General features: G+C 68.3%; 23 protein-coding genes, 1 tRNA gene and 1 pseudogene. 9 read left to right on the top strand and 16 right to left on the bottom strand.

Going from position 1 to position 24,395, the window contains the following annotated elements; genetic code table 11:
- The first annotated feature begins 27 nt into the window (after window positions 1–27).
- A complete protein-coding gene (locus tag ELQ92_RS04370; protein WP_128497723.1) occupies window positions 28–264 on the top strand; it encodes a hypothetical protein in 237 nt (78 codons plus the stop codon).
- 107 nt (window positions 265–371) lie between these two features.
- Here the strand turns inward: ELQ92_RS04370 and ELQ92_RS04365 are convergent, their stop codons facing one another.
- The 5 genes from ELQ92_RS04365 to ELQ92_RS04345 form a co-directional block, all read right to left on the bottom strand.
- Window positions 372–719: an Rv3654c family TadE-like protein gene (locus tag ELQ92_RS04365; RefSeq protein ID WP_128497722.1), complete on the bottom strand. Its 348-nt coding sequence runs from the start codon at window positions 717–719 to the stop codon at window positions 372–374.
- Window positions 716–1,063 carry a TadE family type IV pilus minor pilin gene (locus tag ELQ92_RS04360; protein WP_128497721.1) on the bottom strand — a complete coding sequence of 116 codons (348 nt, stop codon included), beginning with the start codon at window positions 1,061–1,063 and terminating at the stop codon, window positions 716–718. The genes ELQ92_RS04365 and ELQ92_RS04360 overlap by 4 nt, the downstream gene beginning before the upstream one ends.
- Window positions 1,060–1,287, bottom strand: a complete 228-nt coding sequence (locus ELQ92_RS04355) for a DUF4244 domain-containing protein (RefSeq protein WP_243694858.1) — start codon at window positions 1,285–1,287, stop codon at window positions 1,060–1,062. Before ELQ92_RS04355 ends, ELQ92_RS04360 begins: the two co-directional genes overlap by 4 nt.
- A 100-nt stretch (window positions 1,288–1,387) precedes the next feature.
- Complete coding sequence (locus ELQ92_RS04350) at window positions 1,388–2,332, bottom strand: type II secretion system F family protein (RefSeq protein WP_166426702.1); 945 nt, start codon at window positions 2,330–2,332, stop codon at window positions 1,388–1,390.
- Entirely contained in the window at window positions 2,329–3,354 is a 1,026-nt protein-coding gene (locus ELQ92_RS04345) for a TadA family conjugal transfer-associated ATPase (RefSeq protein WP_128497719.1), read from the bottom strand. The genes ELQ92_RS04350 and ELQ92_RS04345 overlap by 4 nt, the downstream gene beginning before the upstream one ends.
- A gap of 442 nt (window positions 3,355–3,796) precedes the next feature.
- Between ELQ92_RS04345 and acs the strand changes: the two genes are divergently transcribed.
- Window positions 3,797–5,758 (top strand): acetate--CoA ligase, encoded by a 1,962-nt coding sequence (gene acs, locus ELQ92_RS04340; RefSeq protein ID WP_128497718.1) that lies wholly within the window; start codon window positions 3,797–3,799, stop codon window positions 5,756–5,758.
- Between the two features lie 79 nt (window positions 5,759–5,837).
- On the opposite strand, the gene ELQ92_RS04335 is transcribed toward acs, so the two are convergent.
- Both ELQ92_RS04335 and sp36 read right to left on the bottom strand, forming a co-directional pair.
- The gene (locus tag ELQ92_RS04335) at window positions 5,838–6,308 is read right to left on the bottom strand and encodes a RidA family protein (protein WP_128497717.1); all 471 of its coding nucleotides are present in this window, start codon (window positions 6,306–6,308) and stop codon (window positions 5,838–5,840) included.
- A gap of 14 nt (window positions 6,309–6,322) precedes the next feature.
- Window positions 6,323–6,466: pseudogene (sp36, locus tag ELQ92_RS04330) on the bottom strand (Sp36 family protein); the annotation flags it as partial.
- A gap of 160 nt (window positions 6,467–6,626) precedes the next feature.
- Here sp36 and ELQ92_RS04325 point away from each other — a divergent pair.
- Both ELQ92_RS04325 and ELQ92_RS04320 read left to right on the top strand, forming a co-directional pair.
- The gene (locus tag ELQ92_RS04325; protein WP_166426701.1) at window positions 6,627–9,107 is read left to right on the top strand and encodes a transglycosylase domain-containing protein; all 2,481 of its coding nucleotides are present in this window, start codon (window positions 6,627–6,629) and stop codon (window positions 9,105–9,107) included.
- A complete protein-coding gene (locus ELQ92_RS04320; RefSeq protein ID WP_243694857.1) occupies window positions 9,104–10,078 on the top strand; it encodes a metallophosphoesterase in 975 nt (324 codons plus the stop codon). Before ELQ92_RS04325 ends, ELQ92_RS04320 begins: the two co-directional genes overlap by 4 nt.
- Window positions 10,079–10,213: 135 nt before the next feature.
- Here ELQ92_RS04320 and ELQ92_RS04315 read toward each other — a convergent pair.
- A tRNA-Pro gene (locus ELQ92_RS04315) sits at window positions 10,214–10,290 on the bottom strand.
- A 68-nt stretch (window positions 10,291–10,358) separates the two neighbouring features.
- Here ELQ92_RS04315 and ELQ92_RS04310 point away from each other — a divergent pair.
- Together ELQ92_RS04310 and ELQ92_RS04305 are read left to right on the top strand one after the other, a co-directional pair.
- Window positions 10,359–10,784 carry a VanZ family protein gene (locus tag ELQ92_RS04310; RefSeq protein WP_128497714.1) on the top strand — a complete coding sequence of 142 codons (426 nt, stop codon included), beginning with the start codon at window positions 10,359–10,361 and terminating at the stop codon, window positions 10,782–10,784.
- The gene (locus ELQ92_RS04305; protein WP_128497713.1) at window positions 10,781–11,227 is read left to right on the top strand and encodes a VanZ family protein; all 447 of its coding nucleotides are present in this window, start codon (window positions 10,781–10,783) and stop codon (window positions 11,225–11,227) included. Before ELQ92_RS04310 ends, ELQ92_RS04305 begins: the two co-directional genes overlap by 4 nt.
- Before the next feature lie 42 nt (window positions 11,228–11,269).
- Here ELQ92_RS04305 and ELQ92_RS04300 read toward each other — a convergent pair whose 3' ends face one another.
- Complete coding sequence (locus ELQ92_RS04300; RefSeq protein WP_128497712.1) at window positions 11,270–11,899, bottom strand: thymidine kinase; 630 nt, start codon at window positions 11,897–11,899, stop codon at window positions 11,270–11,272.
- 4 nt (window positions 11,900–11,903) lie between these two features.
- Window positions 11,904–13,382 (bottom strand): malate:quinone oxidoreductase, encoded by a 1,479-nt coding sequence (locus ELQ92_RS04295; RefSeq protein WP_128497711.1) that lies wholly within the window; start codon window positions 13,380–13,382, stop codon window positions 11,904–11,906.
- Between the two features lie 197 nt (window positions 13,383–13,579).
- Here ELQ92_RS04295 and ELQ92_RS04290 point away from each other — a divergent pair, with 197 nt between their 5' ends.
- Together ELQ92_RS04290 and ELQ92_RS04285 are read left to right on the top strand one after the other, a co-directional pair.
- Window positions 13,580–14,536, top strand: a complete 957-nt coding sequence (locus ELQ92_RS04290) for a glycoside hydrolase family 6 protein (protein WP_166426700.1) — start codon at window positions 13,580–13,582, stop codon at window positions 14,534–14,536.
- An 89-nt stretch (window positions 14,537–14,625) separates the two neighbouring features.
- Entirely contained in the window at window positions 14,626–15,537 is a 912-nt protein-coding gene (locus ELQ92_RS04285; RefSeq protein ID WP_128497709.1) for a response regulator transcription factor, read from the top strand.
- Between the two features lie 269 nt (window positions 15,538–15,806).
- Here the strand turns inward: ELQ92_RS04285 and ELQ92_RS04280 are convergent, their stop codons facing one another.
- The gene (locus tag ELQ92_RS04280; protein WP_128497708.1) at window positions 15,807–17,300 is read right to left on the bottom strand and encodes a glycosyltransferase family 2 protein; all 1,494 of its coding nucleotides are present in this window, start codon (window positions 17,298–17,300) and stop codon (window positions 15,807–15,809) included.
- Window positions 17,301–17,566: 266 nt separating this feature from the next.
- Here ELQ92_RS04280 and ELQ92_RS04275 point away from each other — a divergent pair, with 266 nt between their 5' ends.
- On the top strand, window positions 17,567–18,169 hold the full coding sequence (locus ELQ92_RS04275; protein WP_128497707.1) for a hypothetical protein: 603 nt from the start codon (window positions 17,567–17,569) through the stop codon (window positions 18,167–18,169).
- Window positions 18,170–18,370: 201 nt separating this feature from the next.
- Here ELQ92_RS04275 and ELQ92_RS04270 read toward each other — a convergent pair whose 3' ends face one another.
- From ELQ92_RS04270 to recR, 5 genes are all read right to left on the bottom strand, one after another.
- On the bottom strand, window positions 18,371–19,579 hold the full coding sequence (locus ELQ92_RS04270) for a GGDEF domain-containing protein (RefSeq protein WP_128497706.1): 1,209 nt from the start codon (window positions 19,577–19,579) through the stop codon (window positions 18,371–18,373).
- On the bottom strand, window positions 19,569–21,254 hold the full coding sequence (locus ELQ92_RS04265) for a sensor histidine kinase (protein WP_128497705.1): 1,686 nt from the start codon (window positions 21,252–21,254) through the stop codon (window positions 19,569–19,571). Before ELQ92_RS04265 ends, ELQ92_RS04270 begins: the two co-directional genes overlap by 11 nt.
- A gap of 46 nt (window positions 21,255–21,300) precedes the next feature.
- Entirely contained in the window at window positions 21,301–22,353 is a 1,053-nt protein-coding gene (locus tag ELQ92_RS04260) for an aspartate-semialdehyde dehydrogenase (RefSeq protein WP_128497704.1), read from the bottom strand.
- Between the two features lie 26 nt (window positions 22,354–22,379).
- Window positions 22,380–23,645 carry an aspartate kinase gene (locus ELQ92_RS04255; RefSeq protein WP_128497703.1) on the bottom strand — a complete coding sequence of 422 codons (1,266 nt, stop codon included), beginning with the start codon at window positions 23,643–23,645 and terminating at the stop codon, window positions 22,380–22,382.
- A gap of 146 nt (window positions 23,646–23,791) precedes the next feature.
- Complete coding sequence (gene recR, locus ELQ92_RS04250; RefSeq protein WP_128497702.1) at window positions 23,792–24,391, bottom strand: recombination mediator RecR; 600 nt, start codon at window positions 24,389–24,391, stop codon at window positions 23,792–23,794.
- Between the last annotated feature and the right edge of the window lie 4 nt (window positions 24,392–24,395).

Below are 24,395 nucleotides of genomic sequence, written 5' to 3'. Positions count from 1 at the left end.
CGGGGGTCGCTGAGGACAATGGGTCGCATGAGTACAACAGTCGCCGCTCGCTACACAGCGAAGCTCACGGACGGTCCGCTCGAGGGGAAGACGATCGCTGTCGACTTCCTCGATTCAGGAGAACCGAAACCGAGCATCGGAATTCCCTCCGACGGCAAGAAGACCTATATATACACGTGCACTTCCGATCGGGAGTTCGACACGGAGGGCTCGGACCGGCCGAGTGCCGTCGCGTACCGGTACCGATCCACCTCCTTCGACTGAGCCTCCGGCACGAGGAGGCCTCCCGCACGAGGAGCGATGAGGGCCGGCCCCCGCATGTCCCAGCTCTGAGCGCTCGCCTGATCGCCGGGGTGTCGACAGCGTCGCCCTCATCCGGGCGGCGGTCCTGCGCGAGCCCGTGACGTCACAGCGACGCCGAGGATCATCGCGCCGACGACCACCCGGACCTCAGACCCGGTCACGGAGCAGCTCTCGAGCCGTGCATCGTTGACGCGCGCCGCTCGAGCCGCGATCTCACACGCGTCGCCGACGACGAACCCCGCGAGCGTGTCGGCACCCGCGAGCGCGGCGGCATCCGCTGCGGTGGCGACGCTCGCACGGCCGACGCTCGCCTCGCCGACGGCCCCCGCCGCAGCGACACAGACGAGCGAGACGCTCGCGACCCCGACGGCGAGGACCGAAGCGGATCCCTTCTCTTTCCCTCTTCCGCGTCTCATGGAGCGTCCTCCCCCGACAGCGAACAGGAGTGCCCGACGACCTCCACACCGATGGAGTGAGCGACCGCGAAGCGAGCCTGAGCGGTGACGGTGGCGCAGACGAAGTCACCGTCGCGCTTCGAACTCAGCCGGGCGTTCCGCGCCAATCGGGCGACGGTGGTCGGCGCGACCGACCTGTCTCCGCGAGCGAGCACCCGCGCGGCCGCGGCCGCGGCGCCCTCCACCTCGATGCGCTGGACGGAGACGGATGCGGCGCCGACGCACACGACGAGGACGAGGAGCACGGCCGGCAGCGTCACGGCGAACTCCGCCGTGACGCTGCCGCGATCTCTGCGCGGCGTCATCCGTCGAACGACAACGCGCGCCGGACGAGCTCGGTGAGGATGCCGCGGACCTCGTCGGAACGCATGATCGCGACGAGGAGACCCGCGAAGGCGACCGCCGCCATCGTCGTGATGGCGTACTCGGCCGTGGCGGCGCCGTCGTCGTCACGCAGGCGCCGGACCAGGGAGCGGAATCGTCCGCTCGTGCCGTCGGCAGCTGCAGGCGTGGGAGTTGCGGGAGTCATGTCGGGTACCTTCCCTCGGGAATCGGTGATCGGGTGAACGGCCAGTCAAGCGGGCGACGGAACCGTGCATGTCCCGAATGGGGCGGGTGGCGGAGAACCGTCACCAGGCGAGACCGGTGGACGACAGGAGGCTCAGGACCATGGGGACGATCCCGAGCACGATGAACGCGGGGAGCACACACACGCCGAGCGGGAGCATGAGGAGCGATCCCAGTCGAGCCGCACGACGCGCGCCCTCCGTACGCGCACGGCGCCGCTCGGACTCCGCCTCGCTCCGCAAGAGCTCGCCAGCGGGGACTCCCGCTCTCCGTGACACGGCGAGGATGCCGTCGACGGCCGTCGATGCCCCTCCCGGGAGGTCCACGAGGGCGAGCGCCTCCTCGACCAGTGCGACGGCCCTCTCGGCTGAGACTCCGCCGCCCATGGCGATCGCCACGAGGTCGGCGTTCAGCCCGGGAGACGGGTCGGCCCGTCTCGCGGCGGCCGTGAGACGGGCGACCCACCACACCGCAACACCGGCCAACGTGGCACCGACGACGAGGCACACGAACCCCGTGATACTGCCGAAGAGCACTCCGAGGACGTCGAAACCGAGGGCAGCGCCGAGCCCGATCGCCACGAGCGGCAGGGCGAGGACGATCCGCGAGCTCAGGAGCGGGCCGGCGAGCGCGACGTCGACCTCCCGCCGTGAGTGCACGATCGCGCGCAGAGCCGTCGAGAACGCGCGGAGCGCCGGGCCCATCGGCGCTCCGGACTCCGACGACACGATCCAGGCCGCTGCAACGGCCCGCCAGGCGTCCTCGCCGTGCGCATCGGACAGAGCGCCGACGATGGCAGGGGCGACGTCACGGCCGGTTCGCGCCGCCGCGTCGATCAGCCGGAGACGATCACCGAGAGGGTCGCCGCGTGCGCTCCCGACCGCCGAGTCATCGATCAGATATCCCCACACGGATGCCGGCGCGACCCCTGCGCCGAGAAGTACCGCGAGCCGCTCGGCGACGCCGGCAGCGTCCTCGACGGCGTCGCCGAGGCGCCGTCGGCTCACCATTGTCCACGTCGGATGGCGAGCCGACCGTCGGCCGCGAGCACGAGGTGCCCCGTGGCGCTCAGTCGGCGAGCACCCGCCGCACGCTCGACGTGCAACACCAATCCGATCGCGCTCACGGCTTGTCGTGCAAGCGCCGTGGGGCTCATCCCGGCGAGCGCCCCGAGCGCCTCGAGCCGTGCGGGGACGTCGTCGAGGGAGTTCGCGTGCAAGGTTCCTGCTCCCCCGTCGTGGCCCGTGTTGAGCGCGGCGAGCAGCTCGCGCACCTCGGATCCCCGGCACTCGCCGAGGACGAGCCGATCGGGCCGCATGCGGAGCGACTCGCGCACGAGCCGCCCGAGGCTCAGATCTCCCGCGCCCTCGACGTTCGCCTGGCGGGTCTGCAAGCCGACGACGTGGGGATGGTCGATGCGGAGTTCGGCCACGTCCTCGATCGTGACGATCCTCTCGTCCGGCGGCGCCGCTGCGAGCAGGGCCCCGAGCAGCGTGGTCTTCCCGCTGCCTCCCGCGCCGGTGACCAGAAGATTCGTGCGAGCGCCGACCGCTCGCATGAGCCGATCGACCCGCGACGCCTCCCCGCCGAACAGGCCCGAAGCGGCGAGGTCCTCGAGTCCGAGGCGCCGCTCCGGGGGCAAGCGGATGGAGACGACCGTCCCGGACGCGGCGATCGGGGGCAGGACGACGTGCACGCGAACACCTCCGGCGAGCCGGACGTCGACACACGGCGTCGCCTCGTCCACGTGCCGGCCCCCGAGCGCGACGAGACGAACGGCGAGATCGCGGGTCTCGTGAGCGTCGAGCGCCGTCACCTCGGCGCGGACGAGTCCGCTCCCGCGATCGACCCAGACGTCACGTCCGCCGTTGACGAACACATCGGTCACGTCCGCACTCGCGACGAACCGCGCCAACGGCCCGAACTCTGCCGCGAGGGCGAGCCGCTCCGTCGAGGCCACGGCCGATCGGCCGACGATCTCCTCGGCACGGCTTCCGAACGAGGGCACGGCGACGAAGCGTTCTCTCATACGCGGACGCTACGCCGCACGCCCGGCGGCGTAGCGCACGAGGTGCCAATCCGTGGAGAGCGCCGACGGTCACCGCTTGTGGACGGCGGTCGTCACGGGCCACGCACTCTCGAACGGCATGGACCGCAAAAAAGGGCGGCATCCATTGGGGGGAATGGATGCCGCCTCACGCAACGCTGGATCGGGGGAATCACGCGCGCTGCACGCCAGAATTTGCATTCGGCCGTGCTCAATCGTACGCCTCACATCCGTTTTTCGCCATCCGACTCCGCGCCCTCATCGAACTGATACGCGCACGTCCGCATCGGCGCCGTTCGCTCCCTCCTTTCGGAGGGTGTCCCGGTTCCGTCCTCCGCGATAACCTCGGTTCATCGTCCGCGTCGGGGCGGGCGTCCGCGCACGCACTGACGCCCGGCAGAGCACGCGAAGGAGCGAGCGGTTCATGGATTCACAGGTCGATCAGACGCCGCACGAGACGCACGTCTTCCCCCCGTCCCCCGAGTTCCGGAATGCCGCGGTCGCGGGCCCCGAGCTCTACGCCGCGGCCTCCGCCGATCGGCTCGGCTTCTGGGCCGACCAGGCCCGGACCCTTCTGGCGTGGGACACGCCCTTCACCCGCACGCTCGACTGGTCGAACGCCCCCGTCGCGAAGTGGTTCGACGACGGCGAACTCAATGTCGCGTACAACTGCCTCGACCGTCACGTCGAAGCCGGCAACGGTGAGCGCGTCGCCCTCTACTGGGAGGGCGAGCCCGGCGACTCCCGCGCCATCACCTACGCGGAGCTCACCGCCGACGTCAAGCGCGCCGCCAACGTGCTCACGAACCTCGGCATCGAGGCGGGCGACCGCGTCGCGATCTACCTGCCGATGATCCCCGAGGCGATCATCGCGATGCTCGCCGTCGCGCGGCTCGGCGCCGCGCACTCGGTCGTCTTCGGCGGGTTCAGCGCCGACAGCCTCCGCGCCCGCATCGACGACGCCGGCGCGAAGCTTGTCATCACGGCCGACGGCGGTTGGCGGAAGGGCAAGGTCTCCGCGTTGAAGCCCGCCGTCGACGCCGCCCTCGAGCCGCGCGGAGACCTGCCTGCTCAGGACACGGTCACGAACGTGCTCGTCGTCCGCCGCGGCGAGAACGAGGTCGGCTGGACCCCGGGCCGCGACATCTGGTGGAACGACGCCATGGCCACTGCCGAGGCGGAGCACGAGCCGCAGTCCTTTCCGGCCGAGAACCCCCTCTTCATCCTCTACACGTCCGGCACGACCGGGAAGCCGAAGGGCATCCTGCACACCTCGGGCGGCTACCTCACTCAAGTCGCCTACACGCACCGCAACGTCTTCGACCTCCACCCGGAGTCCGACGTCTACTGGTGCACGGCCGACGTCGGCTGGGTGACGGGCCACAGCTATGTCGCCTACGGGCCGCTCGCGAACGGAGCGACACAAGTGCTCTACGAGGGCACACCCGACGCGCCGCACGCCGGACGGTGGTGGGAGATCGTCGAGAAGTACCGAGTGACGATCCTCTACACGGCACCGACGGCGATCCGATCCTTCATGAAGCTCGGGCGGCAGATCCCCGAGCGCTTCGACCTCTCGAGTCTCCGCCTGCTCGGCTCAGTCGGCGAACCCATCAACCCCGAGGCGTGGCTGTGGTACCGACACGTCATCGGTGCCGACAAGACCCCCATCGTCGACACGTGGTGGCAGACGGAGACGGGCGCCATCATGATCTCCGCCCTTCCGGGCGTCACCGACGCGAAGCCCGGCAGCGCTCAGGTCCCGTTGCCCGGCGTCTCCGTCGATGTCGTCGACGACGCGGGCGTCTCGGTCGGTCAGGGCGACGGGCTCCTCGTGGTCACCGAACCGTGGCCGTCGATGCTCCGCGGCATCTGGGGGGACGAGAAGCGGTTCCGGGAGACCTACTGGTCGACCTTCGGCGACCGCTACTTCGCGGGCGACGGCGCGCGCATCGACGAGGACGGCGACATCTGGCTGCTCGGTCGCGTCGACGACGTCATGAACATCTCCGGTCACCGCCTCTCGACGGCTGAGATCGAGTCCGCGCTCGTCGCCCACCACTTCACAGCCGAGGCCGCGGTCGTCGGTGCGTCGGACGACACCACGGGCCAGGCCGTGGTCGCCTTCGTGATCATCAAGGAGAGCCAGAAGGCGGAGGCCGAGGCCACCGATGTCGCGGCGGAACTCCGCTCGCACGTCGCGAAGCAGATCGGCGCGATCGCACGCCCACGCGACATCTACGTCGTCGCGGAGCTGCCGAAGACGCGGTCGGGGAAGATCATGCGCCGCCTGCTCCGCGACCTCGCCGAGGGCCGCGAGATCGGCGACACGACGACGCTCGCGGACACGCAGGTCATGCGGATCATCGGCGACAGGGTGCGCTGAGCGCTCCTCCCGTCAACGCCGGACGGCGGGCTCCCCTCGGGGAACCCGCCGTCCGTCGTTCGTGCCGTCAGCGTCAGCGTCAGGCGAAGGCGAGGATGACCTCGACCTCGACGGGCGAATCGAGCGGCAGCACCGCGACCCCGACGGCCGAGCGGGCGTGCACACCCGCGTCGCCGAAGACCTCGCCGAGGAACTCGCTCGCGCCGTTGATGACGGCGGCCTGCGCCGTGAACGACGGGTCGGAGGCGACGAAGCCCGTGACCTTGACGACCGCGGTGACCCGGTCGAGAGAGCCGATGACCGATCGCGCCGCCGCGAGGGCGTTGAGGGCGCACGTGCGCGCATAGGTCTTCGCGTCCTCGGCGGAGACGAGACCATCACCCTCGCCGACCTTGCCGGTCGCCGGCAACTGCCCAGCCGACATCGGCAACTGGCCGGAGGTGAAGACGAGGTTGCCGTTGACGACGGCGGGCACGTAGGCCGCGAGAGGCGGCACGACCTCGGGCAGTTCGACGCCGAGCTCGGCGAGCCGGTCGGTGACGGCTCCCATCAGGCGCTCGCGATCGGGCGCTTGAAGTACGCGACGAGGCCGCCCTCCGGCCCGTTGACGATCTGGACGAGCTCCCAGCCGTCGCTCCCCCAGTTGTTGAGGATGGCCGTGGTGTTGTGGATCAGAAGCGGCGTGGTGATGTACTCCCAGCGCGTCATGGGGGCTCCTTCGTGGTGGGGTTTGCGGGGCTTGATGAGGCGCGACACCCCCGCTCGCGTGCCGCTACCGGGCGCGCGTCTGCGCGCGTGATAGGGCGCATTTCCAGAATCGTCGCTTACCATCGATCCTATGCCTCATCAAAAACGTACGGCTAGAGGTGTGCTCGGGGGCCTCCTCGGCTTCGTCGGCCTCAGTGCCGCGGCCGGTATCCTCGTCACCGCCGCCGTGACTCCGGCCCTCGCCATCTCCGGCATGGGGGCGAGCAACACGATCAAGATCTTCGACGCCCTTCCCGAGTTCCTCGAGATCACTCCACTCATGGAGAAGTCGACGGTCTACGCGAAGGGCGCCGACGGGCAGCCGAAGGAGCTGGCGGAGTTCTACGACCAGAACCGCCAGGAGGTCCAATGGGACCAGATCTCGCAGTTCTACAAGGACGCGGCCGTGGCCAAGGAGGACAACCGCTACTACGAGCACGGTGGTGTCGACGTCATCGGTACGACTCGAGCCATCGTCTCGACCTACCTCCTCGGCAGCGAGGTCCAGGGTGGATCGTCCATCACCCAGCAGTACGTGAAGAACCAGCTCGTCCAGCGCTGCGTCAACAGTTCCGAGTCCGTCGAAGAGGGCGAGAAGTGCGCCACCGCGTACACGACCGCCGACGGCTCCGACGGCGTCGCCCGCAAGCTCAAGGAGATGCGGTACGCGATCGGCCTCGAGAAGAAGTACTCGAAAGACGAGATCCTCCGCGGGTACCTCAATATCGCGCACTTCGGTGGCATCACCTACGGCGTCGAGTCGGCGTCGCAGTACTACTTCGGGGTTTCGGCCAAGGACGTCAACCTCGTCCAGGCGGCGACGATCATGTCGATGGTGACCAATCCGAACTCCCTGCGCATCGACCGCCCCGACAGCGAGACGAACGGTGCGGCGAACGGCTACGAGCAAACGAAGAAGGCACGCGACATCACGCTCCAGGCCATGAAGGCCTACGGCAAGATCACGGCGGAGCAGTACGACGAGGCGATCGCGACTCCGGTCGAGCCGAAGATCACCCAGCCGCGCACAGGCTGCGAGCCCTCGGGCGGCGCCGCATACTTCTGCGACTACGTCATCAACGTCATCCGGAACAGCCCCGAGTTCGGCGATTCGGAACAGGAGCGCCTCAACCTCTTGAAGCGCGGTGGACTGGACATCTACACGACGCTCGACCTCGGCGTTCAGCAGGCGAGCGAGCAGTCCATCTACGGCAAGGTTCCGCTGCAATCCGACTCGGGTGACGTCGCAGCAGCAGCGACGACGATCGAACCCGGAACGGGACGTGTCCTCGCGATGGCCCAGTCGAAGAAGTTCAGCAACACCTCGACGGAGCCGGGCTACACCTCCGTCAACTTCAACACGACATCCGAGTACGGCGGCTCGACGGGCTTCCAGTCTGGATCGACGTACAAGCTCTTCACCCTCGTCGACTGGCTCATGAACGGCCATTCGGTCAACGAGACGGTCCGCGGGACGATCCGCAATTACACCCTCACGGGTTCGTGCGAGGGAGCAGGCGGCACGTACAAGTTCCAGAACTCAGGCAACGCGAGCGGCCGCACGCTCAGTGTCATGAGCGCGACCTCGTCGTCGCTCAACACGGGCTTCGCCGCGATGGCCGAGAAGCTCGACCTCTGCGAGATCCGCGACGTCGCGAAGTCCCTCGGCATGAAGCGCGCCGACGGAACCGAGCTCCAGGTCAACACGACCTCCATCATCGGCACCAACGAGGTCGCGCCGATCGACGTCGCCGGCTCCTACGCGGCCATCGCCGCCAACGGCAAGTACTGCACGCCGATCGCGATCGACCGCATCGTCGGACCGGAGGGCGACGAGCTCGAGGCACCCAAGAGCACCTGCACGCAGGCGATCCCGGAGAACGTCGCGGCGACCGCCGCGTACGCGCTCAAGGGCGTCATGAACGGCGGAACCGGCGCGTCCGGCAACCCATACGACGGCACGCAGCTCATCGGAAAGACGGGAACGACCGACGAGCGCAAGCACACGTGGCTCGCCGGCGCGAGCACCACGGCCGCCGTCGCGCTCTGGATCGGAAACGTCGAGGGGGCGGTCGACCTCCGGTATGCCTCCGTCGGCGACTACCAGGGCGACCGCGCGCGCTTCGCCGTGTGGAAGGACATCATGGCCGACATCGACGACCTCCGTCCCGGCGGCGTCTTCCCCACCCCGGACCCCAACCTCACGAAGGTCGCGACGCGGGCCGTGCCGGACGTCTCCGGCATGTCGGTCGAGGAGGCCACGTCCCGTCTCGAAGCCTCGGGATTCGGGGTGACGGTCGCCGACGGCGAGGTGCCCTCGAGCATCGGGGCCGGTCTCGTCGCACGCACCGAGCCCGGTGGTGGCGGGCGAGCCAACTACGGCTCGACGATCACCCTCTACGTCAGTAGTGGCGAGGGCGCCGAGGTCCCCGACATCATGGGCGACAGGCCCGACGATGCCCAGCAGGACCTCGAGGACGCCGGCTTCACAGTCGCCGTCGACGGGTCGTGCTCCGAGGACGACGCGCGGGTCAACTCTCAATCACCGGGTGGCGACACCGACGCAGCACCGGGATCGACCGTGACGATCGGTTGCGGTTGAGTTCGCACATCCCCCGCAGCATCGTGGCGCCCAGCATCGTGCTGGGCGCCACGGCGCTCGCTGGGGCGCTCGCATTCGCCTGGGGATCGCTCGTCGAGCGCAAGATGTTCACCCTGCGCCGTGAGACCGTGCCCATCCTCCCGCCCGGGTCCGAGCCGATCCGCGTCCTCCACGTCTCCGACCTGCACATGGCGCCGTGGCAGCGCGACAAGCAGGCGTGGGTGCGCTCGCTCGCGCAGCTCCGTCCCGACCTCGTCGTCGACACCGGCGACAACCTCGGCCACGAGGACGGGATCGCCGGCATCGAGGCCGCGTTCCAGGGCTACGACGGTATCCCCGGCGTCTTCGTGAACGGCTCGAACGACTACCACGGCCCGATGCGTAAGAACTGGCTGCGGTACCTCGTGCGTCATTCGGGAGGCGTGAAGGACGAGCCCGCCGATCTCGATACCCCGCGCCTCGAACGCTTCTTCCGAGAAGGACTCGGCTGGACAGGGCTCAACAACGACGTCGGATCGATCACGATCAAGGGCACGCGGCTCGACTTCTTCGGCGTCGACGACCCGCACATCGGTCGCGACCGACTCGATCGCCTCACCGGCCTCATCGACTCCCGCCAGGACGAGGAGTCGCTCGACGACGACGACCGCGGCTCGGAGCCGGCCGTGACGATCGGCGTCGCGCACGCTCCCTACCGCCGCGTGCTCGCGTCATTCGTCACGCACGGCGCCGATTTGATCCTCGCCGGCCACACGCACGGCGGCCAGGTCTGCGTCCCGTTCTTCGGCGCACTCGTCACGAACTGCGACATCCCCCGCCGCCAGGTGAAAGGCCTCAGCACGTGGCGCCACGCCTACCGCTCGGCCTTCCTGCACGTCTCGGCCGGTCTTGGCACGTCGATCTACGCGCCGGTCCGCTTCGCGTGCCTCCCCGAGGCGACGCTCCTCACTCTCGTCCCCGCCGAGCGCTGACTCGCTCGCCCCCCTGAAAAGTTTCCTGCGTGCGCGAAGATGCGGGCACAGAGGGGACTTCCTGGTTGTCGGGGGCCGGCAGGCCGGGAAAAGGAAAGGCCCGGATCCTCGCTCTCGCGTGGATCCGGGCCCGGATGGTCGGGGTGACAGGATTTGAACCTGCGACCTCCTCGTCCCGAACGAGGCGCGCTACCAAGCTGCGCCACACCCCGGTGGCCCGAAGGCCTCACCCAGGATACCCGACATTTCGGTCGCTCGAGACACTGTCATAATCGTCGGCATGGCGAGACGACTTCCGACGATCCTCCTGGCCGTCACGATGCTCGCGATCCTGCTCATGACGCTGTGGCCGGATCCGCGGGGCGGCGACGGCACTCCCCTCGCCCGAGCGATCGTCGACGCCCTCCACGCCTCCGGGCTCCCCACCGCCATCACGTTCGAGGTGATCGAGTTCACGGCGAACATCGTCATGTTCGTGCCCTTCGGGCTGTTCCTCGCACTCGCCCTCCCCCGCTGGATGTGGTCGTGGGCGATCGTGCTCGGGCTCGCCTTCACGCTGCTCATCGAGTTCCTGCAGTCGACGTTCCTGCCCGAGCGGTGGGCGACGACGTCCGACCTCCTCGCCAACACCGCCGGTGCGCTCATCGGAGGCGCGCTCTCCCTCCTGTTCCGTCGCCGACCGCGTCAGCGCTCCGAGGCCGCGTGACCGCTCGGAAGATCGCCGTCCGCGTCCTCGCGACGCTCACCCTCGTCGTGGTCTTCGCGATCGGCTATTGGCCGGTACCCGTCGACCGGGGCGTGCGGAGCCTCCTCGGCTCGGTCCTCGATCGACTCGCCGCGGCGGGCGCACCGGGCTGGGTCGACTACGCCCATCTCGAGTTCGGGGCGAACATCGTGATGTTCGTGCCCCTCGGCGTCCTCATCGCCCTCCTCCTCCCCCGGTGGGAGTGGTGGCTCGCGCCGATCATCGGGCTCGCGCTCTCACTCGCCATCGAGTTCGGTCAGGCCCTGCTGCTGCCGGAGCGCTTCGCGACGCCGCTCGACGTCCTCGCGAACACGACGGGCGCAACGATCGGCGCGCTCGTCGTGACGGGTTTCCGGATCAGAGGAAGAGCAACCGCCCACCGTCTCCCCACCTCTCCCCCCTGAAAACTTCGATTGTGCTCGAATTTTCGTGCACAATCGAAGTTTTCAGGGGGGTGAGAGGGTGGGGTGGGCGCCGATGACGTTGCCCGATTCCTCGAGGTAGCAATTGCCGCAGAGCGACTCGTAGGTGACCTCTTCGCCGTCGATCGCGACCTGATCGCCGTCGAACACGAACCGGTCGCCGACTTTGCGCCCGTTGAAGAGTGCCTTGCGCCCGCAGCGGCAGATCGTCTTGAGCTCCTCGAGCGTATGAGCCACCTCGAGCAGCCGGCGGGAGCCGGGGAACGCCTCCGTGAGGAAGTCGGTGCGGATACCGTACGCGAGCACGGGGACGCCCTCGAGGAGCGCGACACGGAGCAGTCCGTCGACCTGCGGGCCCTCGAGGAACTGCGCCTCGTCGACGAGCAGGCAACTGATGTCAACGCCGTCGCGGTCGAGCGACTCGCGGCGGTGCCGCTGGAACTGTGCGAAGGCGTCCTCGCCCGGCTCGATCACGTAGTCGACCTCGCGCGTGACGCCGAGGCGGGATTCGATCGAGCGGTCACCCTTGGTGTCGACGGCGGGCTTCGCGAGCAGCACGCGCTGTCCGCGCTCCTCGTAGTTGTACGCCGCTTGGAGGAGCGCGGTGCTCTTGCCGGAGTTCATCGCCCCGTAGCGGAAGTACAGCTTCGCCATGGTGTCAGCGGGCGATGCCGAGTACACGCGCCGTGCGCGTGAGGACCTCGTCGGCGAGCTCTGGCTTGTCGTTGAGTGTCGTGCCGACCGTCGGGATCATGGTGCGGAGCGCCTCGTCCCACTCGTCGGCTTTGCCCGGGAAGCACGTCCGCAGCACGTCGAGCATGATGGGCACGGCCGTCGACGCTCCGGGCGAGGCCCCGAGGAGACCCGCGATCGTGCCGTCGCCGGCAGCGATGACCTCGGTGCCGAACTGCAGCACGCCGCCCTTCTTCGGGTCCTTCTTCATGACCTGAGCGCGTTGGCCGGCCGTGATCAACTCCCAATCGGAGCCGTCGGCTGTCGGCATGAACGCGCGGAGGGCCGCGACCTTCTTCTTCCGCGACGCGAGCAGCTCGCCGATGAGGTAGGTGAGCAGACTCGGGTTGTCACGCGCGACGGAGAGCATCGGACCGAGATTCTTCGGTCGCACCTGCGTGACGATGTCGAGGATCGACCCGTTCTTGAGGAACTTCGGGCTGAAGCCCGCGTACGGACCGAAGAGCAGGCTCGGCTTGCCGTCGACAACGCGCGTGTCGAGGTGCGGCACCGACATGGGCGGCGCTCCGACGGCGGCCTGGCTGTAGACCTTCGCTTGGTGTTTCGCCACGATCGCCGGGTCGTCCGTGCGGAGGAACTGGCCGGAGATCGGGAAGACGCCGTAGCCGTCGATCTCCGGGATGCCGGCCTTTTGCAGCAGCTTGAGCGCCCAGCCCCCGGCCCCCACGAAGACGAAGCGCGCGTCGATCGCGCCGGGAGCGCGTCCGACGGTGCGACGGTAGCCGATCCGCCAGGTGCCGTCGCGGTTCTTCTTGAGGCGCCGGACCTCGTGGTTGAGTCGCAGCTTCGCACCGTTGTCGATCGCGGAGGCGAAGAGCTGGCGCGTGAGAGCTCCGAAGTCGACGTCCGTCCCGGCCTCGACGCGTGTCGCCGCGAACGGCACACCGGAGCGGCGCCCCGTCATGAGCAGCGGCGCCCACTTCGCGATGCGTCGGCTGTCGTCCGAGAACTCGATGCCGGCGAAGAGCGGCTGGTCCTTGAGGGCGTCGTAGCGGTTCCGCAGGTACGTCACGTCGTGCTCGCCCGTCACGAACGTCATGTGCGGAACGGTGTTGATGAACGTCGACGGCTCCGAGATGGCGCCCGTCTCGACGAGGTGGCTCCAGTACTGCCGGCTCTGCTGGAACTGCTCGTTGATGCCGATCGCCTTCGCTGGGTCGACCGAGCCGTCCTTGCCCTCGGGCATGTAGTTGAGCTCGCAGAGCGCCGCGTGACCCGTTCCCGCGTTGTTCCACGGGTTCGAGCTCTCCTGGGCGACGTCGCCCAGGCGCTCGAAGATCTCGACGGTCCAATCGGGCTCGAGCTCGGTAATGAGGGAAGCGAGAGTCGCGCTCATGATGCCGCCACCGATGAGGACGACATCCACCGGTTCAGGAGACGTCATGACCTCTAGTTTAGGTGGCGCGGCACGGCCCGGAGCCCCGGTGCCGACGACGACGACGCGGCCGCGCCGATGGTCTCGTCGCACACCGGCGAGGCCACGCTCGTCCCCCTCCGCTCCCGCCGGGCGACACGTCATCGCGCACTCCCGCCGCACCGCGGGCAATACACTGTCGAACAGGCAGCTGGTGGGGAGGATCGTTGGGTGAAGTCCGTAGGCGTACGGCGCTCGTGCTCGCGAGCGTCTTCGTGCCCGTCATCGTCGTCGCGGCCGGCTTCGTCTTCCTCGTGAACGCGCAGTCGAGCGGTCCCTTCAACGCACAGAGGATCTACGTCGATCCGCAGGGAGCCGCCGCCACCGCCGTCGCGGAGGGGAACGGCGACCCCGTCGTGGAGCGCGTCGCAGCCACGCCGACCGCCGTCTGGCTCACCCCGGAGGAACACGGGCGGGGAGAGGTCGGAGGATACGTCCGCAGCGTCGTCGCCGATGCGGCCACGACCGGGTCCGTTCCCGTCTTCGTCGTCTACGGTGTCCCCAACCGCGACTGCGGCAACTTCTCCGTCGGCGGACTCTCCCCGACCGCCTACCCCGAGTGGGTCGCCGAGATCGCCTCGTCCCTCGGGGAGCAACGCAGTGTCGTGATCGTCGAGCCGGACTCGCTCTCTCTCGCGATCGAGTGCGAGGATGAGGACGAGCAGGTCGACGCTATCGCCGGGGCCGTGTCGATGCTCGCGGAGACGACAGCGTGGGTCTACGTCGACGGCGGGCACTCCAACTGGCGGAGCGCCGACGACATGGCCGCGCTGCTCCGGCGCGTCGGGATCGACCGGATCCGTGGCTTCTCGACGAACGTGTCGAACTTCAATCCCACGTCGGACGAGCGGGACTACGCCGAGACGCTGAGTGCTCTCGTGGGCGGAGCACATTACGTCATCGACACGTCGCGGAACGGCGCCGGGTCGAACGGTGACTGGTGCAATCCGTCGGGTCGTGCTCTTGGCGCCACTCCCCTCTCCGAGCCGACGAGCGGAGCGATGGACGCGAACCTGTGGGTCAAGGCACCCGGAGAGAGTGATGGTGCGTGCAACGGCGGTCCACGGGCCGGTGCGTGGTGGCCGTCGGCCGTCGAGGAGCTCGGGCGCAACGCCGGCTGGTGAGCGCCGGCGCGAGCGATCGAGGCCGCCACGCCGGTCGCTCCCCGGCCTGGGGGCAGCCTCCGGCCCCGCGACTTGGTACGATCGGCCCGATGGATGACACTGGCGAACGGCGCCTCGCCGTAATCATCGAAGACGATCCCGACATCCGGGGGCTCCTCGAGACCGTTCTCTCACAAGCGGGCTTCGAGACCGTGTCGGCGGACAACGGCATCGACGGCGTGGCCGCCGTCCGCCAGTTCTCCCCCGTGGTGACGACGCTCGACGTCAGCCTCCCCGGGATCGACGGTTTCGAGGCGGCCAAGCGCATCCGGGCCTTCAGCAACACCTACATCGTCATGCTGACCGCCCGCGACGAGGAGATCGACGCATTGCAGGGCCTCGAATCCGGCGCGGACGACTACGTAACGAAGCCGTTCCGGCCTCGTGAGCTCCGTGCCCGTATCGAGGCGATGCTCCGGCGGCCGCGTCACCCGAACGGCGACGCGACGACCACCGGGCCCGTCCCGACGACCGGCCCGGCGATGACCCCGGTCTGGACGGCTCGGGCCGACGGCGCGGTTCCGGCCGCGGCCGCCCCGGCTCCCGCTCGCGCCCTCGCTCAGCAGCCGACGCCTTCGCCAGCCCCGTCCGCGCCGCTGCCCGCCGCCGACCGTGCTCCGGAGTCATCGGAGGAAGGCTGGTTGGAGCACAACGGCCTGCGGGTCAACGCCGAGATGCGCATCGCGGAGGTCGACGGTGTCGAGCTCGAACTCACGCGCAGCGAGTTCGACCTCGTCGCCGCGCTCATGGACTCCCGTCGGCGCGTCCGGTCGAAGGCGGACCTCGCCCTGCGGCTGCGCGGGGAGGACTACGTCACCACCTACTACGTGAACGACGCCGACAAGCGCGCCGTCGAGGTCCACATGGCGAACCTCCGCCGGAAACTCGGTGACAACATCGCGTCCCCGCGATTCATCGAGACGGTGCGCGGCGTCGGCTACCGGCTCGCCGCCCTCAGCTAGGCCGCTGCCCCTCTCGGGGTGGGCCGGTCCGACGGCACCGGGCGTTGCCGCGGAGACACAGCGGCCCGGCCCGGGTCGGGGTCCGGTGGAGACCACTCGAGCCCAGCGAGAGGTCCAGGGAACTGAGGGGGTGCTCCCTGAACCCGTCGACGGGCTCGAGTCGTGCGGTGTCATATTGAGTTATCGGTTATTCGAGGCCCTCGAGAGGCCCAGGGAACTGAGGGGGTGCCCCCTGGGCCCGTCGAGAGGCTCGAACCGGTCGGGTGGGATCAGACGCGGTACCCGCGGTGACGACGGATGACTGAGAAGAACATGCCGAGCGTCTGAAGGACGGTGATGACACCCAGGATAGGCCAGCAGACCCAGAGGATCATCGACTGAACGTCGGTTGACAGCTGGAACCAGACGAAGGTGAGCGCGGCGACGGTCGCGAGCAGTCCGACGAGCGGAACGAGGTAGGCATTGCCCGAGCCACGCTCGGCCTTCGCCTGCTCCGCCCAGTTGTCGACCTGCTTGCGGCTCGCGAACTTCGTCCACGCTCGGAGGAAGTGGCCGATCCGAATCCACATGTAGATCTCGGCGGGCGCCACCAGGAGGGCGAAGAGGATGTCCTTCCAGTTGCGCGACTTCATCGACAGCGCCACGCGCAGGTTGAGGATGACGGCGACGGTCGGCGGAATCAGCCAGACCGGGCTGAACACGAAGGCCCCGATGGAGAGCGACGCGACGAGGAGCAGCACGAACATGACGCGCGTGATGATGTTGACGAGCATCGAGAAGTGTTCGAACCAGCGCAAGCGGAGGTTGGGATGGAAGGGCTGCCCCTTCGTGTCACCGCGCTGTCCTGGCCACATGAGCTCGATGGCGCCGAAGTTCCACTTCACCTGCTGCGCGTCGAGCGAACGGAGCGTGTGCATGCCCCCGACGTTGGCGCGCGCCTGGGCGCTGATCTTGGTGAGGTAGCCGGCGCTCTTGATCTGCAGCGAGAGGAGCGAATCCTCGACCTCACTGTCCTTCACCCACGGCGTCTGCTGGTGGCTGTCCTCCATGACCTCACGGAGGGCCGTGGTGGAGAAGATCGAGAATTGACCACCGAGCACCGCCATGTTGCGGCCCTTCAACATGTTCGACATGTTGAACGCCGCAAACTGGGCACGCTGACCGGCGATGAGGAAGGGGGCGATGGGGCCCGTGATGGCCGTGTCGTCGATGCTGTAGATGGCGGAGATGCCGCCGATCCGGGTGTCGGAGGAGATCTCGTCGATGAGGTTCTGCACGGCGGTCGGGTCCGCCGTCGTGTCGCCGTCGACACCGAGGAGGTAGTCGTAGCCCTCGACGAGGTCGTAGCCGTAGTTGAGCGCACCGACCTTCTTGTCCGGGTTCACACCGATGTCGTGGACGAAGATCTCGGTCTCCTGGTACTCGCCCGGGCCGGTGCGGCGGACGTGGGGGCCCGCGTAGTGACTTGCGAACTCGACCGTCGCGTCCGTCGTGTTGTTGACGATCACGTGGATGACATCGGGCAGACGCGTCTGCTGGAGGAGGGAATCGAGCACGCTCGCGATCGACTCCTCCTCGTTGTACGCGGGGATGATGCAGCCCACCGTCGGGCGATACGTGGGGAGGGCCTCGACACTCTCGATGAAGTCGTTCGCGAATTCATCGAGATCGGGTCGTGCCGAGGTCCCCCCGACGCGTGGGGATTCGGTTTCACGGACGGCACTCTGTGCCGATGACGTCGGGGTTCGGGTCCCTGTGTTCATGGCCGTGTCCGTCCGCATCCGAGTGTGATGGTGTGCTAGGTGTCCCGCACGATTCCTCGTGCGTTCTGAGATCAGTAGATACCCGCGACCTCAAGCGTCCCGCGGGGTACCCGCTGGTTAAGCTCAGGTTTTCCTCAAGATCTGCGCACCATCGGCGCAGTTCATCGGCCGAGGCGGCGCCCTTCCCCTTCGTTGGGGGGTCCCATCGGAGCCGTTCCGCCGCTCGACCGGCAGCGGATCGTTGTCGCGGATGGGAAGATGGCCCCATGCGCATCCGGAGAATCATGACCGCCACCGTGGCGTCGATGGCCGTCGTCCTCTCGCTCGCGGGATGCGGCACTGGCCCCTGGGAGGCCCAGACGTCGATGACGCCGACACCGGTCATGACGACGCCGGCCCCGGTCGAGACGGTCGCCACCGTCGTGAACGAGTTGGCTTCCGGCAGCACGGAGCGCCAGTTGACCGCCGGCAACATCACCCTGACCGTCAACTACTGGTCGACGCTGTCCATGGACCAGTGGACGGCCGACGCGAACAAGCCCCTGAGCTTCTCGGCGGTCGCCGCTCTCAAGGGCGGGGACAACCGGATCTACCTGTCGAAGGTGTCGATCGTCACGGCCGTCCGAGGTGACGGAGCCCCCCTCCCGGCCCCGACGCCACTCGCGGACAACGCCAACGTCGCGCCGGGCTACTTCATCTCGTCGCCCTACAGCTACAGCCAGAGCTTCGTCCTGCCCGCCGTCGACGCGACGGCGACCTCCGTGCAGCTCACGATCACCTATGAGCTGCTTCTCCAGACGACACCGACATCGTCGGAGTATGCGAAGCAGACCGCGACCGACACCCTCACGGTCGCCATCGCCCCCTAGCCAGAGAGCTACACCCGCACGAGGGCTACACCTCTACGTGGCGCCCTCGGCACCGAGCTGGCGCGCTCGTAAGCAGGCTTTCGGCGGCTCGTCAGGGACGAGCCGCGGTGGGACTCGATGCGAACATGAACCGAGGGCGCCAGTTGGGCCTCGAGGGCGCTAGGTGTAGCTGGAGCCCTCGTGCGGGTGTAGCGCTTTGGGTCAGTCGAGAGCCATGCGGGAACGGTCGATGCGGCGCGGAACCGCTTGAGTCTGGACCGCCGCCTCGACCCTGTTGCCGCCGGCCTCGCGGGCGCGATCGAGAGCACCGAGGGCTGCGTCTCGCAGCTTGTCGAAGTCGAAGGGCACGGTGAAGCTGTCGGCGACACCGATGGACGCGCTCAAACGGATGTCGTTCGTGCCCTCGACGCGCGCCTCCACGATCTCGGCGAGCACCGCCTCGGCGATCTCCCGCGTCGCTTGCGGTTCCGACACCATCACGAGCACACCGAAGTGCGAGGAGTCCTGACGGCCGAGGATGGAGGACGTCGGCGTCACCTCGCGCAGCACCGTCGCGACCGTCTGCAGGGCCACATCACCCGTCCCGCGGCCGAACGCCGTGTTGATCTCCTTGAGGCCGTCGATGCGGATGAGCAGGAGCGCAACCGAACTCGAGCGGCGGCGCGCGCGGTCGATGCGGTCCCGCGCTCCCTCTTCGAAGGTGTCGCTCGCCAGAACCCCCAGCGTGAACGTGCGTCGTCCCCCGCGGACGAGGGGATTGGCCCCGCTGAGCGAGCGCTCCACCTGCAGGCTCGTCATCGCGACGGACGAGGAGATCATGAAGAGGATCGTCACGAAGGTCGCGAGATTCGTGCCGAAGTAGGCGCGGAAGAGATCACTGTAGGGCCCGTACAGCAGGAAGACCGCGCAACGTGCGAGGTAGAAACCGGCGATCACGAGCATGACGACGGCCAACAAGCGTGCATTCACCCGGGAGCGCATCTGCCCCGTGAGACCCTCGACTCCCGCAAGCAGCGCGAAGAGCCCGACGCCCGCAAGCATCGCCCAACCTCCGGCCCATTCGCCTCCCTCCGGCCCCCGGACGACGACAGCCGCGGCGACCGCGACGGTCACAACGACGACGACCACGAGCCAGGGCCGCCGACCGTTGTACGCGCGGCAGCCGGCCCACACGAAGCCCACGGCCGCCGTGACGGCCGCGTTGCCCACCGCAACCGTGACCCACAGACCCGGGCTGATGGCGTCGAAGCCGTAGGCGAGCGAAGCCAGCATGCCGTTCGTGAACGCGACCGTCCAGAGGCGCGACACGAGGTCGATCCGCTGGATGGAGGTGTTCAGGATGAACGACGCCCCTGCGAGGATGGTGACGAGCGCGCTCATCACCATGAGGGTGCCGGTGTCAAGCATCATGACCGTTCCGTCCTTGTCTTTTGCCCGTCACCGTTGCGGATCGAGGCTCTTTCGGGAGGGTCATGGTGAACGTCGTCCCCACGCCCCGCTCGCTCTCCACCGAGACGGAGCCGCCGTGCTCCTCGATGATCTCGCGAGCGATGTTGAGGCCGAGACCCGTGCCATGGATCGACGTCTGCCGAACGGAATCCGCCCGGTAGAAGCGCTCGAACAGCCGCTCCTGCTCGTCCGGACGCATGCCGCGCCCCGTGTCCCGCACCGTCACGCGTGCGTCGGAGCCCGTGTCCGTGATGGTCACGACGACCGAACCGCCGTCGACGTTGTACTTGATCGCGTTCGACACGAAGTTGTCCATGACCTGCCGGAGCCGGAACGCGTCCCCCATCACGATGACGTCCCCGCTCGAGCGCACGTCGAGCGTGATGCCGCGAGCTCCTCCCGCGACACGCGCGGCCTCGATCGATTGCGCCGCGATCTCCGTGATCTCGCACGGGGCGAAGTGCATCACGAACTGGTGGGAGTCGCCACTGACGGTGACGAGGAGATCACTCACGATCTGGAGCAGCCGCTCGGAGTTGTCGAGCGCGATACCGACGAGACGTCGGGATTCGGTGTCGAGTCCGGGATTGTCGACGACGAGGTCGAGGTACCCGAGAACGGAGGTCAGGGGTGTGCGCAACTCGTGCGACACCGACGCCACGAAGTCGTCACGCGCCTCCACGGCGGCGAGCTCCGGCGTCACGTCGCGCGTGATGATGATGCACCCCTGGCTTTCGCCGTCGTCGTCGAGGAGTTGACGGGCGGAGACGGCGAGGGCGATCCGTCGCTCTCCCGGCCGGCCCTGCCAGATGATCTCGTTGTCGAAGACCTCGCCGCGCATCGCCCGTCGGTACGGTCGTCTGCGCTCCGGAATCGGCGTCACCCGGTCCGGCAGGTACACCCGCTCCTGGACCAGGGCGTCGTTGAGATCGCCGAAGGGCTCCATGAGCGCTCGATGCGCCTGGTTCACGAGCACGACGTTGCCGCGTTCGTCGTATCCGATCACCCCGAAGGTCACGGCGTTGATGATCTCGTCGAGGGTCTCCTGCTGGCGGCGCACCCCGGCGACGGCGCCTTCGAGCAACCGCGACTGCTGGCGGAGCAGGATCCGATGCGCGGCGCCGCGCCGAGCGGCCTGGTACGCCGCGGTCGCGAGGAACATGAACGTGATCGGCAGCACGAAGAGGGTGGGGACGTTCGAGACGGTGAGCGTCTCTCCGCGCCACCAGACCGACGTCCAGAGCAGGCCCGCGCAGATGGCCGGTCCCAGGATCGCGATCCACGTCGAGAAGTGGGTCGCGAGCCAGAAGATCGGGAACACGAAGAACAGACTCGCGGCGGCAGCCGGTTCACCCTCGCGCACGAACATCATGGCCGCGATGTCGAGGAGGGGGACCGCGGCGATGGCGTTGTGCGGCAACCGGGCCCACGGCACCGCGGCGGCGACGGCCGTCGCGAGGAACATGATCGCGAGGCCCGTCACATACAACGCGTTCGTCACGCCGAGCGGCGAGAACACGTACGTCACGACGGTGAGCGCGAGCACCGAGGTCGCCGCGAGCATCTGCATGCGGAACACGCTGCGCTCGAGGCGTTGCGCCGCGACGCCCGCAACGCGCGCCATCACTCGAGCCATGGGTCGAGAGTAGCAACGGGTCCGACGGGCGCCCCGCCGGACACGATCACGCGGCGGGCTGCTTTGCGGCGATCAGTTCCGCAATCTGCACCGCGTTGAGCGCCGCACCCTTGCGCAGGTTGTCGTTGGAGATGAACAAGGCGAGACCCCGACCGCCCGGGACGCTCTGGTCGGTGCGGATGCGCCCGACGAACGACGGGTCACTCCCCGCCGCCTGCAATGGCGTCGGGACGTCGGCCAGTTCGACGCCGGGTGCTGCGGCGAGCAGTTGCTCGGCGCGCTCCGGGCTGATCGGCTCGGCGAACTCGGCGTTGATGGACAGCGAGTGGCCCGTGAAGACGGGGACGCGGACGCACGTCCCCGCGACCAGCAGCTCGGGGAGCTCGAGGATCTTGCGGCTCTCGTTCCGGAGCTTCTTCTCCTCGTCCGTCTCACGCTCGCCGTCGTCGACGATCGAACCCGCGAGCGGGATGACGTCGAATGCGATCGGGCGGACATAGGTCACCGGTTGCGGGAGTGTGACGGCGGCGCCGTCGTGCACGAGGCCGAGAACGTTCTGCTCTGTCGCCGCCCGGACCTGCGAGGCCAGCTCCTCCGCACCCTTGAGGCCCGAGCCGGACACGGCCTGGTAGGTGCTGACGATGAGGCGCTCGAGTCCCGCCTCGGCGTGGAGGACTTTGAGCACGGGCATCGCCGCCATCGTCGTGCAGTTGGGATTGGCGATGATGCCCTTCCGCGCCTCGTCGACGGCGTGCGGATTCACCTCGCTCACCACGAGCGGCACGTCCGGGTCCATGCGCCACGCGCTCGAGTTGTCGATCACGGTGGCCCCCGCCGCCGCGAACCGCGGTGCGTGTGCCCGGGAGCCGGTCGCACCGGCCGAGAAGAGCGCGATGTCGAGTCCCGCGGGATCGGCCGTCTCGACGTCTTCGACCACGACATCGCGATCGCCGAACGAGATGGTCTGACCCGCGGAGCGAGCCGTTGCGAAGAATCGGATCTCCGCGATCGGGAACTCCCGCTCGAGCAGGAGTCGGCGCATGACCGTCCCAACCTGACCGGTGGCTCCGACGACTCCGACGCGCATTCCCTCACCCATGTTGATCCTCTTCTCGATCTCGCCGCTCAACGTCCCGTGCCGGCGTACACGACGGCATCGACGTCGCCGTCGAGGCCGAACGCGGTGTGGACCGCTCGCGCGGCTTCCGCGATCGTGTCTGCGCGGGTCACGACCGAGATGCGGATCTCGCTCGTCGAGATCATGTCGATGTTGATGCCGGCGTCGTAGAGAGACTCGAACAGTCGCGCCGAGACTCCCGTGTTGGTGCGCATTCCGGCGCCGACGAGCGCGAGCTTCCCGATCTGGTCGTCGTGCTGCAGCGAGGCGAACCGGACGTCGTCGCGCTCATTCCGCAGCGCGGTCAGGACCGACTGCGCCTCGGACTTCGGCAGCGTGAAGGAGATGTCCGTGAGGCCGGTCGCCGCTGCCGAGACGTTCTGGACGATCATGTCGACGTTCGCGTCGGCCCGCGCGATGATCTTGAAGATCTGAGCGGCCTTGCCGGGGACGTCGGGCACGCCGACGACCGTGATCTTGGCTTCGCTGAGGTCGATGGCGACCCCGGTGACGATGGGCTGTTCCACTGTCTCACCCTCTTTCGGGTTGATCACGAGGGTTCCCTCGTTGTTGCTGAACGACGAGCGCACGTGCAGGGTGACACCGTGGCGACGTGCGTACTCGACGGCGCGGATGTAGAGGACCTTGGCACCGGCGGCGGCGAGCTCGAGCATCTCCTCGCTCGTGATCGAGTCGATCTTGTGCGCCTTCGGTACGACACGGGGGTCCGAGGTGAAGATCCCGTCGACGTCGGTGTAGATCTCGCAGATGTCGGCGTCGAGCGCCGCGGCGAGTGCCACGGCGGTCGTGTCCGAACCGCCGCGACCGAGGGTCGTGATGTCCATGGTGTCGCGGTTGAATCCTTGGAAGCCGGCGACGATCGCGATCGCCCCGGCATCGAGCGCCTTGCGCACGCGGACCGGGGTGACGTCGACGATCCGGGCGGCGCCGTGGTGCGCGTCGGTGATCATGCCGGCCTGACTGCCGGTGAACGACTGCGCCTCGTACCCCATGCCCTTGATCGCCATGGCGAGCACCGCCATGGAGATGCGCTCCCCCGCCGACAGCAGCATGTCGAGCTCTCGGGGCTCGGGGAGCGGCGTGACCAGATGCGCGAGATCGAGCAGTTCATCCGTGGTGTCGCCCATCGCGGAGACGGCCACGACGACGTCATGGCCGGCTTTACGGGTCTCGACGATGCGGCGCGCGACGCGCTTGACGCTCTCGGCGTCGGCGACCGACGACCCGCCGTATTTCTGCACGATGAGACTCACGGGATGACTCCTGGGTGGGATGACGGGCGAAGCCCGGTCACCATTGTAGGGTTCGCGGCATGACCGACCGGAAATGTGACGGGACGGACGGACGCCGCTCGCCGACCGCCGGCGACCCCGAGCACCGGGGGCGTGGCATCGCGCCGTCAGTTGGAGAGGACCGTCCGTCCCTCGAAGGCGCGACCGAGGGTGATCTCGTCCGCATATTCGAGGTCGCCGCCGACGGGCAGACCTGAGGCGAGTCGGGTCACGCGGATCTCGAGCGTCTGCAGGAGGCGACTGAGGTACGTGGCCGTGGCCTCGCCCTCGAGGTTCGGGTCGGTCGCGATGATGACCTCCTGCACCGTACCGTCGGCGAGCCGCTGCAGCAGTTGGCGGATGCGCAGCTCGTCGGGCCCGATGCCGTCGATCGGACTGATCGCTCCGCCGAGCACGTGGTAGAGACCGCGGAACTCTCGCGTGCGTTCGATCGCGACGACGTCCTTCGCCTCTTCGACGACGCAGATGAGCGCGGGCGTCCGACGGGGGTCCCGGCAGATCGAGCACGTCTCCTGCTCGGCAACGTTGCCGCAGATCGCACAGAAATGCACCTTCTCGCGCAACTCCGTGAGCAGTTCGGCGAGCCGGGACACGTCGAACGTCTCGGTCTGCAGGATGTGGAACGCGATGCGTTGCGCCGACTTCGGGCCGATACCCGGAAGCCGGCCGAATTCGTCGATGAGCTCCTGGACGATTCCCTCGTACACGGCC

The sequence above is a fragment of the Labedella populi genome (assembly GCF_004078655.1).
Taxonomy (GTDB): Bacteria; Actinomycetota; Actinomycetes; order Actinomycetales; family Microbacteriaceae; genus Labedella; species Labedella populi.
The sequence above is the reverse complement of the archived record's forward strand: the minus strand, read 5'-3'. Positions and strand labels throughout refer to the sequence as shown.

Coding starts and splice junctions, on each gene's coding strand:
- ELQ92_RS04280 (WP_128497708.1), bottom strand. CDS start 17,300: ATGAACACAGGGACCCGAACCCCGACGTCATCGGCACAGAGTGCCGTC.
- ELQ92_RS04345 (WP_128497719.1), bottom strand. CDS start 3,354: ATGAGAGAACGCTTCGTCGCCGTGCCCTCGTTCGGAAGCCGTGCCGAG.
- ELQ92_RS04360 (WP_128497721.1), bottom strand. CDS start 1,063: ATGACGCCGCGCAGAGATCGCGGCAGCGTCACGGCGGAGTTCGCCGTG.
- ELQ92_RS04310 (WP_128497714.1), top strand. CDS start 10,359: ATGGCGAGACGACTTCCGACGATCCTCCTGGCCGTCACGATGCTCGCG.
- ELQ92_RS04300 (WP_128497712.1), bottom strand. CDS start 11,899: ATGGCGAAGCTGTACTTCCGCTACGGGGCGATGAACTCCGGCAAGAGC.
- ELQ92_RS04265 (WP_128497705.1), bottom strand. CDS start 21,254: ATGGCTCGAGTGATGGCGCGCGTTGCGGGCGTCGCGGCGCAACGCCTC.
- ELQ92_RS04370 (WP_128497723.1), top strand. CDS start 28: ATGAGTACAACAGTCGCCGCTCGCTACACAGCGAAGCTCACGGACGGT.
- ELQ92_RS04365 (WP_128497722.1), bottom strand. CDS start 719: ATGAGACGCGGAAGAGGGAAAGAGAAGGGATCCGCTTCGGTCCTCGCC.
- ELQ92_RS04295 (WP_128497711.1), bottom strand. CDS start 13,382: ATGACGTCTCCTGAACCGGTGGATGTCGTCCTCATCGGTGGCGGCATC.
- acs (WP_128497718.1), top strand. CDS start 3,797: ATGGATTCACAGGTCGATCAGACGCCGCACGAGACGCACGTCTTCCCC.
- ELQ92_RS04355 (WP_243694858.1), bottom strand. CDS start 1,287: ATGACTCCCGCAACTCCCACGCCTGCAGCTGCCGACGGCACGAGCGGA.
- ELQ92_RS04270 (WP_128497706.1), bottom strand. CDS start 19,579: ATGATGCTTGACACCGGCACCCTCATGGTGATGAGCGCGCTCGTCACC.
- ELQ92_RS04285 (WP_128497709.1), top strand. CDS start 14,626: ATGGATGACACTGGCGAACGGCGCCTCGCCGTAATCATCGAAGACGAT.
- ELQ92_RS04260 (WP_128497704.1), bottom strand. CDS start 22,353: ATGGGTGAGGGAATGCGCGTCGGAGTCGTCGGAGCCACCGGTCAGGTT.
- ELQ92_RS04275 (WP_128497707.1), top strand. CDS start 17,567: ATGCGCATCCGGAGAATCATGACCGCCACCGTGGCGTCGATGGCCGTC.
- ELQ92_RS04335 (WP_128497717.1), bottom strand. CDS start 6,308: ATGGGAGCCGTCACCGACCGGCTCGCCGAGCTCGGCGTCGAACTGCCC.